Below are 10,262 nucleotides of genomic sequence, written 5' to 3' on the forward strand. Positions count from 1 at the left end.
CCGGGGCGGCGGTGCTGGCGGGGCTGCCCGGGCGGGATGCGGTGATGCTGGGCGCGCTGATGAACTGCCGGGGAGTGACCGAGCTGGTGGTGCTGAACGTGGGGCTCGGGCTGGGGGTGATCGGGGAAGAGCTGTTCACGATGCTCGTGCTGATGGCTTTGGTGACGACGGGGATCACGGGACCGGTCGTGCGGAGGTTGAGGGGGCGGCAAGGGCGCGGGCGTTAACGCCGTTAACGGTGTCGGCGGTGCCGGCTGGGTTCCGGTCCGAGTGGGGCGGCGGTGGCCGGGCGTTAACGCCGTTAATGGTGTGGGTCCGGTCGGCCCCCGGCTGCGGGCCGGCTGGGTGTGCGTGGGCCCTGCGGGGCTGCTCCTCTACCCGCCCCTTTCCGAAACTGGGGCTCTGCCCCGGACTCCGCCGGTCGGGGCGCCTGCGGCGCGGGGTTCGGGCCGGACCGTTAACGCCGTTAACGTCCGGCCCGCGCTGCGCACGGACTTCGCCCGCGCCCGGCTGTTGTTCTGGGCCTGGCGTTAACGGCGTTAACGGTGCGGGCGCCGGGTTCGGGCTGGGCAGGCTTTGGGCCGCCAGGCGTTGACGCACGGGCCGCGCGGATCGTCCAGGCGGACGTCTCACGCACCTCTGCTGACGGCAGCCTGACGACCGCCGAAGCGTACGAGCTCCTGGTGGAACAGTGGGCCTTCGAGCACCCTGGTCAGGCCGACGGTGCGCGGGAAGCGGTCGAGTTGCGTGTCCGCATGGAGTGTTCCCTGCGGACATGGCGAGCGGTCCGCAAGGCAGTGATCAAGGGCTTGTGCCCGGCAGGCACGGGGCCCCACACCTGCTGGGTTCCGTGGTGTGCTGCCTGAGCGGCCCTGCCGGCCTTCCTCAGGCGTTAACGCCGTTAATGGTGTGGGGTGCGAGTGGTCCGGGCGAGGCCGGGGCTTTGAGCCGGGGGCGTTAACGGCGTTAACGCCCCCGGCCGGGCTTCGCTACTGGCCCACCCTTCCGTCGACGCATTCGCGCAGCAGGTCGGCGTGGCCGCAGTGGCGGGCGTACTCCTCGACCCTGTGGACCATCAGCTCACGAATCGAGGTTCCGTCCTTCCCCACGCGCTCGCCCAGGTCCGTGTATCGGGCCAGGACGGCGTCGGTTGCGGCCTGCTCGCGCTCCAGGTCGCGGTACGCCGCGTCGACCACGGCCTGCTCGGGGACGGCTCCGTGGAAGTCCGCGTCCTTCACGCCGTACAGCTTCGGCAGCGGGTCGCCGTCGTCGAGCCAGTTGCGCCAGTCCCGTTCCACCTCGGCGAGGTGCCGGAGCAGGCCGAGCAGCGACATCGTCGAGGGCGGTACCGACCGGCGGGCCAGTTGCTCCGGGTCCAGGCCCTCGCACTTCATCCGCAGGGTGATGCGGTAGTTCGACAGGAAGTCCTGCAGGGTCGCGAGTTCGCCCTCCGGGCTGTCCTCGTTGTTGCGGGGATCGGTGTCCGGGTCGGCCCACATGTCGGGGTAGACGGTCGCCTGGGTCCATCGCGCGGGTTGGTCACTCATGCGCTACATGATCGTCTGTGGTGAGTCGGCCCCGCCAGTGAGTTCGGTTCCCGGCCGTCCCCGAAGCCGGCCCGACCCCGACTCGGACCCCGCCCCGGGCATTAACGGCGTTAACGGGGCGGGGTCGGTGGCGGCTGAACCGGCGGGTGGGCGTTAACGCCGTTAATGCTTCCCGCTCACGCGGTGGGGGTGGCGTCCACCGTGTCCAGGGCCAGCTGCCACGGGAAGTGCGGCGGGGAGTCGACGCCGGGCGGGCCGGGGACGAAGCCGTCCTCGCCGAACAGGACGGTGACGCCGGCCCCGCGCAGGGTGGCCAGGGACTGCTCGAACTGCGGGTGGGCGGCGAGGGCGGCGTTGGTGCAGGGCATCGTGACCACCGGAGTCCCCTTGCCGACGGCCTCGGCGGCAACGCCGAGGGCGAACTTGTCGGTCAGCCCCAGAGCCCAGGCGTTGAGCGAGTTGAACGTCGCCGGGGCGAAGAGCAGGGCGTCCGCGACCGGCCAGACGTCGGGGTCGCCAGGGAGCTTGTACTGCCAGCGCACCGGGTGGCCGGTCAGGGCCGCCAGGCCGTCGAGGCTTTGGGAGATCCAGTGGGCGGCCATGGGGGTGAGGCCGAGGCAGACGTCCCAGCCGCGCGCCTGCGCGTCCTCGATCACGTGGGCCACGTCGAAGACGGGCGGGGCGGCGGAGCAGAGCAGGTAGAGACTCTTGGTGCGGGTCATACCGACATGTGATCACATCCCTTGACCTCAACCACACTTGAGGCGGCACCATCGGTGTCATGAGCGAGCAGACGAAGGCCCTGGAGGCCATTGCAGAGGTCGTTGCCGAGGTCCAGCGCACGCAGCGGGCCAAGGATCCGGAGGGGTTTCTCGCCCTGTTCCACCCCGACGCCCTGTGGACCACGGCGCACGGCAAGGTGCTGATCGGCTTCGACGCGATAGCGGAGTTCACCCGAGCCGTGCTGCCGTCGGCCGAGTGGGACGGCGAGGTGACGTACGAAGTGGTGCACGCGCAGCTCCTGCGCCCGGACGTGGCCGCCGTGAAGGTGCGCCAGCTGTACCGGAGTGCGGATGGGGCAGTCGAAAGCGAGGGCGCTCCGCTGTACGTGATGACCCGGGACGGCGAGGACGGGCCGTGGCTGCTGACGGCCAGCCAGAACACCGCGGTGAAGGCCGCGTAGACGCTCGCGCATGCAGGTGAGGGTCTCGGCCATGGCCCGTCTCGGGTCCGCGGGCTTGACTGGGGTCATGACCGAGACGCAGAACGAAACGCAGAAGAGCACGCAGGGTGCGGCCGATGTGCTGGTGATCGGAGGACGGGGGAAGACCGGGCGGCGGGTGGTCGAGCGGCTCGCGGCGCAGGGCCGGGGCGTGCGGGTCGGGTCCCGCAGCGGGGAGCCCGCCTTCGACTGGGACGAGCCCGAGGGGTGGGCACGTGCGCTCGACGGGGTCGACCGGGTGTACGTGACCTACTTCCCCGACCTCGGTTTCCCCGGCGCGGAGGAGCGGGTCGCCGCCTTCGCGAAGGCGGCCGTCGCCGCCGGGGTGCGGCGGCTGGTGCTGCTGTCCGGGCGGGGGGAGGAGAACGCGCAGCGGGCCGAGGAGCGCCTGAAGGAGTCCGGGGCGGACTGGACCGTCGTACGGGCCGGCTGGTTCGCCCAGAACTTCGACGAGGGAATCTTCGCGGACGATGTGCGCGCCGGCACCATCGCCCTGCCGACGGGGGACGCCGTCGAGCCGTTCATCGACGCCGACGACATCGCAGACGTCGTCGTTGCCGCGCTGGCCGACGACCGGCACATCGGCCGGACGTACGAGCTGACCGGGCCGCGGCTGATGAGCTTCGCCGATGTCGCCGCCGAGCTGTCGAGGGCGACCGGGCGGGAGATCGCCTACGTGCCCGTCTCCGACGAGGCCTACCGTGCGGCGCTGCGAGAGCTGGAGGAGGTGCCGGAGGAGTTCGCGGAGCTGTTCGAGATGCTTCGGGACGGGCGGAACGCGCACACGGATGACGGGGTGCGGGAGGTACTCGGCCGGGAGCCGCGGGACTTCACCGCGTACGCGCGGGACGCGGCGGCAACCGGCGTGTGGGACGCGTGACTGCTGCCGTCGCGTGGAGGCACGATGAGGACGTGGACATGATGACGGGGCTCCTCGAAGGGCCGAAGGCCCGCGGGGCGCTCCTGCTCAAGTCGATCTTCAACCCGCCGTGGGCGGTGCGGATCGAGGACCGGGCCCCGCTCACGGTGCTCACCCTGGTCCGCGGGTCGGGCTGGCTGCTCCCCGACGGGGGCGCGCCGGTACGTATCGGTCCCGGGGACGTGGCCGTCGTACGGGGACCCAGGCCGTACACGATCGCGGACGCGCCCGGCACACCCGTGCACATCAGGGTGGACGAGGACCAGCGGTGCAGCACGCCCGACGGCCAGGACCTCGGCAGCACCCTGGACCTGGGCCTGCGCACCTGGGGCACCCCGGCCCCCGACGAGGGGGCCGCGGTCATGGTGAGCGGTACCTACCTGGAGCCGAGCGAGGTCGGGCGGCGGCTCCTGAACACGCTGCCGGCCGTCCTGGTCCGGCCGGCGGCCGCGGCCGACACCACCCTGATCGGGCTGCTGGCGTCGGAGATCAGCCGCGACGAGCCGGGCCAGGAGCTCGTCCTGGACCGGCTGCTGGACCTGCTGCTGATCGGGGTGCTGCGCACCTGGCTCGCCGACCCGGCGTCGGGCTCGCCGGGCTGGTACCGGGCGCAGGCCGATCCGGTGGTGGGCCGGGCGGTGCGGCTGCTGCACGAGAACCCGGCGCACGGCTGGACGGTGGCGGAGCTCGCGCAGAAGACCGGGGTGTCCCGGGCTGCGCTGGCCCGGCGGTTCACCGGGCTCGTCGGGGAGCCGCCGATGGCCTACCTGACGGGGTGGCGGCTGGTCCTGGCCGCGGACCTGCTGCGCGAGCCGGACACCACGGTCGCTTCGGTGGCCCGGCGGGTGGGGTACGGGTCGGCGTTCGCGCTGTCGGCGGCGTTCAAGCGGGAACGGGGGATCAGCCCGCAGGAGTTCCGCGCCGCGGGTGCAGCGGTGGCAGCCGCGGCCGGGTGAGTTGAGGAGCGATCAGGGAGGCGGCCTGAACAGGTAGTTGACTTGAGGTCAGGAGGACGGGGCGGGCGGGAGGTCCAGTACGCCGACGGTCTGGCCGCCGCTGGTCTCGCCGGTCAGGCGGAAGCCGAGGGTCCGGTAGAAGGGTTCGGGGGTGCCCGGGCCGGGCTCCCAGGTGACGAACACGCGGGACGCCCCGCGGCGGCGCAGCTCGTCCGTGACGGCTTCGACGGCGAACCGGCCGTAGCCCTTGGCCTGGTGGGCGGCGTCGACGTTCAGGCGCCAGATGCCGGAGCGGATGTCAGAGGGATCGCGCTCGGGGTCCCAGGCTATGTCCACGAAGGCCATGACGAAGCCGACCACCGTGTCGCCGTCGACGACGGCACGGGGCCAGGCGACCTGGCCGTGGACGTACGCCTCGGCGAGGGACTTGACCACGGGGGAGACGAGGTGCTCCTGGTCGGGGCGGACCCGGACCGCGCAGACGGCGTCGAAGTTGTCGGCGGTTACGGGTTCCAGGCGCAGGGCGGAGGTGCTCATGATCGCAGCCTACCGACGGGGGCGGTCGGCTCCGCAGGTGTTTGGCTCCAGCAGCCGCTCAGCTCAGGCCAGCTCAGGTCAGGTCAGCTTAGGTCATCTCAGGGACAGCGCCCAGGCGAGGCAGCCGAGGGCCACCGTGCACAGGAGGGTGCGCCAGCGGTTGGCGGGGACCCACCCCGACTCGAACGCGCGGCGGACGGCCGCCGGGTCGGGGATCCGGTCGAACGGGCCGGCCTGCTCCAGGGCGTTGTTCAGTGGGATGTTGACGCGGGCGGTGACGCCGAGGGCGAGGACGTACGCGACGAGGGCGGCCGTCAGCGGGATGGCCGCCCCGGACCAGCTGCCGCCGTCGGCGAGGTGCAGGGTCAGGGCGAGGCCGGTGAACAGCAGGGCGCCGAGGAACACGAGCAGGAACAGGCCGTTGATGATGGCCGTGTTGATGCGCTGCATGACCTGGATCAGGGTCCGGTCGTCCGAACGCTTCAGGGCGGGCATCACCGAGATGTCGAAGGCGAAGAACAGGCCCGCCATCAGGCCCGTCGTGACCGTCGCGGCGATGAGTGAGGCGAGCCTTGCGGATTCCACGTTCGCTACCCCCGGGTGGTGGTCGAATCGTCGGCAGCCGATGACAGCCGATGACAGCCGATCGTTTCACGTCACCCCGCGCCTCCGGCCCGGTTCTCCGCACGCCGCGCGCGTTCGGTGAGATGGCGGCGCTCGGGGGCGCCGGCGGTGCGGCGGGCCGCGGCGCGGAAGGCGTCCGCGGCGGCCGGGTGCCGGCCCAGCAGTTCCAGCAGGTGTCCGCGGGTGGCGAGCAGCCGGTGGTGGCCCGCCATGCGCTTGTCCTGCTCCAGCCGCGCCAGCAGGTCGAGCCCGGCTGCCGGGCCGTGGACGGCGCTGACGGCGACCGCCCGGTTGAGGGTGACCATCGGGTTCGGGCCGAACCGCTCCAGCAGCTCGTACAGGGCGAGGATCTGCGGCCAGTCGGTCGCGCCGGCGTCCTCGGCCTCGGTGTGCACGGCGGCGATCGCCGCCTGGACCTGGTACGGGCCCGGCTCGCCGCGCGGCAGCGTACGGGCGATCAGGTCCAGGCCCTCGGCGGTCAGGGCGCGGTTCCAGCGGCCGCGGTCCTGCTCGGCGAGCGGCACGAGCTCGCCGTGCGGGCCGGTGCGGGCCGGGCGGCGGGCATCGGTGAGCAGCATCAGGGCGAGCAGGCCGGCCGTCTCGGCGTCGCCGGGCAGCAGGCCGTGCAGCATCCGGGTCAGCCGGATCGCCTCCGCGGACAGCTCCGGCGCCGTCAGGTCCGGGCCGCCGGTCGCCGTGTAGCCCTCGTTGAAGACCAGGTACAGCACGTGCCGTACCTCGGTGAGCCGCTCCGCGCGCTCCGCGCCCTGCGGCAGGGTGAGGGCGGCCGCGGACGCCTTGACCGTCTGCTTGGCGCGGCTGATGCGTTGCGCCATCGTCGCCTCGGGCACCAGGAACGCGGCCGCGATCTGCGCGGTGGACAGGCCGCCCACCGCGCGCAGCGTCAGGGCGATCCGGCTCGCGGGCGACAGGTCCCGGTGGCAGCACAGGAAGAGCAGGGCCAGTGAGTCGTCCCGGTCCGCGACGGGATCGGCGTCGGCGGCGGGCGCGAGCAGGGCAGCCTGCGGGGTGGCCAGGGCGAGCGCGTCCTCGCGGCGTCGGCGGGCGGACTCGCTGCGCACCTCGTCCACCAGGCGGCGGGAGGCCACGGTGACCAGCCAGCCGCGCGGGTTGTCCGGCAGGCCGGTCTGCGGCCAGCGCGTGGCCGCGGCGAGCAGCGCCTCCTGCAGGGCGTCCTCGCAGGCGTCGAAGGCACCGCGGCCGTGGCGGCGGACGAGGGCGCCGAGGACCTGCGGCGCCAGCTCGCGCAGCAGGTCCCCGGGCCCGCGGGGGAGGGCCTCGGGCTCGCCGGTGAGGCCCTCGGTCCCGGGGGCCAGGCCGGGCAGGCCGGTCCGGTCGGTCCGGTCGGTCCGGTCGGGCAGGCCGGTCCGGTCGGGCAGGTCGGTCACAGATCCGCCGCTGCCTCGTGCAGGACGGGCCACAGTTCCACCGGCTCCACGTCGGCGAACGGCATGTCCGCGGCGATTCGCTGGGCCTCCTCCAGGCTCTCGCAGTCGAGCAGGTAGAAGCTGGCCACGTACTCCTTGGTCTCCAGGTACGGGCCGTCGGTGACCGCGGGCGCACCGTTCTCGCGGCGTACGAGCTGCGCGGCGGCCGCGTCCGCGAGGCCGTACGCGCCGATCAGGTGGCCGCTCTCGCGGTACTTCCGGTTGAACGCATCCTGCTTGGCGATCGCCTCGGGCCAGGCCTCGGCAGGGAAGGAGTCCCACTTGGCCTGGTTGCCGTAGATCATCGCGACGTACTTCATGTCCGGGGTGTCCTTCCCGTCGTGCGCGCCCCTTCGGCGTGCTCTCACCCTTCGGTCGGAGCGGGCTGCGAGCCCTCGACATCTGCGGTGGATTTTCTCGGGATTTTTTTCTGCGGGGCCGCCGCTCCTGCCCCGCGGTGATCAACTTATGGCCGGGAGCCGCCCGCGGCCACCCCCGGGCGCCTTAGCCTGGGCTCCTGGACCGCTGGGTGAGGGTGACGTGACGTGATCGCAGGAGGCTGGGCGTGCTGACCGCGCTGGACGGGGTGTACGGGGACCGCAAGGACGCGGTCGCCGTCGCGGGGCGGACCGCCTCGTACGAGGAACTGCTCGGCGCGGCCCGGGCGGTGGCCGCCGACGTGGCCGGGGCGCGGGCATTCGCGGTGACCGCGACGGCATCGCTGGAGACGGTGGCCGCGGTGGTCGGCGGGCTGCTGGCGGGGGTGCCGTTCGTACCGCTGCCGCCCGACGCGGGGCCCGCGGAGCGGGACCACATCCTGCGGGACTCCGGGGCGGTCCTGGTCGACGTGGACTTCGCGCGCCGGTCCTCGGGCTCGGCGGCGCCCGCGGGCTCCTGCGGCGCGCCCGGGGATCCGGCGCTCGTGCTGTACACCTCCGGGACCACGGGCGCGCCCAAGGGCGTCGTCCTGACCGGCGAGGCGATCGCCGCCGATTTGGACGCCCTCGCCGAGGCCTGGCAGTGGAGCGGGGAGGACACCCTCGTGCACGGGCTGCCGCTGTTCCACGTGCACGGGCTGGTGCTCGGCGTGCTCGGGGCCCTGCGGACCGGCAGCCGCCTCGTGCACACCGGGCGGCCGACGCCCGAGGCGTACGCGGCGGCCGGCGGCAGCCTGTACTTCGGGGTGCCGACGGTGTGGTCCCGTATTGCTGCCGATGCGCAGGCGGCGGGCGCCCTGTCCGGGGCGCGGCTGCTGGTGTCGGGCAGCGCGGCCCTGCCCGCGCCGGTCTTCCGGGACCTGGAGCGGCTGACCGGGCTGCGACCCGTGGAACGCTACGGGATGACGGAGACGCTGATCACGGTGAGCGGGCGGGCCGGCGGCGAGGTGCGGCCCGGGACGGTCGGCACGCCGCTGCCGGGCATCCGCACCCGTATCGCGGCCGAGCCGGGTGCGGAGATCGGCGAACTCCAGCTGACCGGGCCGACGTTGTTCCAGGGGTACCTCGGGCGTCCGGAGGCCACGGCAGCGGCGTACACGGAGGACGGATGGTTCCGGACCGGCGACATCGCGGCCGTCGACGAGGCGGACGGGGTGCACCGGATCGTGGGCCGGGCCTCCATCGACATGATCAAGTCGGGTGGCTACCGGATCGGCGCGGGGGAGATCGAGAACGCGCTGCTGGACCACCCGCGGGTACGCGAGGCGGCGGTGGTGGGTGTCCCCGACGCGGACCTGGGGCAGCGGATCGTCGCGTTCGTCGTCGCGGAGGGCGTGACGGGGGCCGAGCTGACGGACTTCGTGGCCGCGCACCTGTCCGTCCACAAGCGGCCCCGCGAGGTGCGGTTCGTCGCGTCGCTGCCGCGCAACGCCATGGGCAAGCCGCAGAAGAAGCTGCTGCTGGCGGGGGAGACGGAGTAGGAGCCGCTGCCGGGGGCGGGCCGTCCCGCCCCCGGCGCGGGGTCTGCCGCCGGGTCAGCCCCGAGCGAGGCCGGGACCGTGCGCTCCGCTGGGCGTCCTGTCATGAAACCGCGGGCCGGTGGGTGCCGGTAGCGCAGTTCCCCGCGCCCCTGAGGGGCGCGGGGAACTGCGCCGAGCGTGCCGTCGGCGGCCGGATCGCGGTTCCGGGCGGTCAGTGCAAGGGGCCCGCGATCGCCGTCAATGCGGCGATGTGGCGCCGGTAGGCAGCCGCACCGTCCTCGGTCAGACGCAGCCAGGTCCGCGGCCGACGGCCGACATGCCCCTTCTCGACGGCCACCCAGCCCGCTTCCTCCAGGCGCGTGACCTGCTTCGACAGCGCGGAGTCCGTGATCTCCACGAGGTCCCGCACGTAGCCGAACTCGGCCTTCTCCACACCCGCGAGAGCCGCGACGATCGACAGGCGCACGGCCGAGCCCAGGAGCGGTTCCAGTGCGTGTCGCGGATGGGGGCCCTGCCCTGTGGCCGCCCCCGGCCGGCTCTGCTGGCCGGTGGTCACCCGCTGGCCCTCGCGGACGTTGAAGCCGTTGAGGTGCGCGTACAGCGTGCTCCAGCCGTTGCCGTGGTCGATGACGACGAACTTGCCGTAGCTCCTCGCGCCCTTGTCCTTGATGTGCGCGACGCCGCCGGCGCTGGCCACCACGGGGGAGTTCACCGTGGAGCCGCCCTGCGTCCAGTCGATGGCGTGGGGGGAGGGGCTGTGGTACGAGCGGGAGTCGCCGTACCAGGTCTCGCCGCACTTGAACGGCATCTGGAACGTGGGACGGCCGAGGGACGCGGCGGCCGCCATCGGCATGGCGCCGTACTCGCCCGGCAGGCCCATCTCCTCCAGGGTCAGGGCGGGGAGTTCACCGTGCAGGTCCGTCTCGTCGGCGGCGTGCGCGCCGCTCATGGACAGCGTGGTGGCGGCGATGGTGGCGCAGAGCATTCCGGTGGCGATCCGAACGCGCTTCGACATGAACTTCTTGAGCATGATGACAGTTCCAAACCGGCACAAGGGTGCCAAAAATGGTCAGTTGGGGTGGGGGAGGGAG

At 73.0% G+C, this 10,262-nt stretch carries 12 protein-coding genes; 5 read left to right on the forward strand and 7 right to left on the reverse strand.

Going from position 1 to position 10,262, the window contains the following annotated elements; translation table 11 throughout:
- Nucleotides 1–227 (forward strand): cation:proton antiporter (locus HYE82_RS28545; RefSeq protein WP_179177057.1); only part of this gene is annotated, 227 nt, incomplete at its 5' end.
- Between the two features lie 762 nt (nt 228–989).
- Here the strand turns inward: HYE82_RS28545 and HYE82_RS28550 are convergent.
- On the reverse strand, nt 990–1,547 hold the full coding sequence (locus HYE82_RS28550; protein WP_179177058.1) for a DinB family protein: 558 nt from the start codon (nt 1,545–1,547) through the stop codon (nt 990–992).
- A 176-nt stretch (nt 1,548–1,723) separates the two neighbouring features.
- Complete coding sequence (locus HYE82_RS28555) at nt 1,724–2,269, reverse strand: flavoprotein (protein WP_179177059.1); 546 nt, start codon at nt 2,267–2,269, stop codon at nt 1,724–1,726.
- 59 nt (nt 2,270–2,328) lie between these two features.
- On the opposite strand from HYE82_RS28555, the gene HYE82_RS28560 reads away from it, so the two are divergent.
- From HYE82_RS28560 to HYE82_RS28570, 3 genes are all read left to right on the forward strand, one after another.
- The gene (locus tag HYE82_RS28560; RefSeq protein WP_179177060.1) at nt 2,329–2,730 is read left to right on the forward strand and encodes an SgcJ/EcaC family oxidoreductase; all 402 of its coding nucleotides are present in this window, start codon (nt 2,329–2,331) and stop codon (nt 2,728–2,730) included.
- Between the two features lie 67 nt (nt 2,731–2,797).
- Nucleotides 2,798–3,649, forward strand: coding sequence for an NAD(P)H-binding protein (locus tag HYE82_RS28565; RefSeq protein ID WP_179177061.1), 852 nt, complete (start codon nt 2,798–2,800; stop codon nt 3,647–3,649).
- A gap of 32 nt (nt 3,650–3,681) precedes the next feature.
- Nucleotides 3,682–4,644, forward strand: coding sequence for an AraC family transcriptional regulator (locus HYE82_RS28570; protein ID WP_179177062.1), 963 nt, complete (start codon nt 3,682–3,684; stop codon nt 4,642–4,644).
- Between the two features lie 48 nt (nt 4,645–4,692).
- Here HYE82_RS28570 and HYE82_RS28575 read toward each other — a convergent pair whose 3' ends face one another.
- The 4 genes from HYE82_RS28575 to HYE82_RS28590 all read right to left on the reverse strand — a co-directional run bounded on the left by HYE82_RS28575 (nt 4,693) and on the right by HYE82_RS28590 (nt 7,573).
- Nucleotides 4,693–5,181, reverse strand: coding sequence for a GNAT family N-acetyltransferase (locus tag HYE82_RS28575; RefSeq protein WP_179177063.1), 489 nt, complete (start codon nt 5,179–5,181; stop codon nt 4,693–4,695).
- Between the two features lie 93 nt (nt 5,182–5,274).
- Complete coding sequence (locus HYE82_RS28580) at nt 5,275–5,766, reverse strand: anthrone oxygenase family protein (RefSeq protein ID WP_309144477.1); 492 nt, start codon at nt 5,764–5,766, stop codon at nt 5,275–5,277.
- A gap of 71 nt (nt 5,767–5,837) precedes the next feature.
- On the reverse strand, nt 5,838–7,079 hold the full coding sequence (locus HYE82_RS28585; RefSeq protein ID WP_256987838.1) for an RNA polymerase sigma factor: 1,242 nt from the start codon (nt 7,077–7,079) through the stop codon (nt 5,838–5,840).
- 131 nt (nt 7,080–7,210) lie between these two features.
- Nucleotides 7,211–7,573: a YciI family protein gene (locus tag HYE82_RS28590; protein WP_179177064.1), complete on the reverse strand. Its 363-nt coding sequence runs from the start codon at nt 7,571–7,573 to the stop codon at nt 7,211–7,213.
- 245 nt (nt 7,574–7,818) lie between these two features.
- Between HYE82_RS28590 and HYE82_RS28595 the strand changes: the two genes are divergently transcribed.
- Entirely contained in the window at nt 7,819–9,171 is a 1,353-nt protein-coding gene (locus HYE82_RS28595) for an AMP-binding protein (RefSeq protein ID WP_179177065.1), read from the forward strand.
- A gap of 211 nt (nt 9,172–9,382) precedes the next feature.
- Here HYE82_RS28595 and HYE82_RS39095 read toward each other — a convergent pair whose 3' ends face one another.
- On the reverse strand, nt 9,383–10,201 hold the full coding sequence (locus tag HYE82_RS39095; RefSeq protein WP_306439646.1) for a transcriptional regulator: 819 nt from the start codon (nt 10,199–10,201) through the stop codon (nt 9,383–9,385).
- Nucleotides 10,202–10,262 lie beyond the last annotated feature (61 nt).

Source organism: Streptomyces sp. BR123 (assembly GCF_013401435.1).
GTDB lineage: Bacteria > Actinomycetota > Actinomycetes > Streptomycetales > Streptomycetaceae > Streptomyces.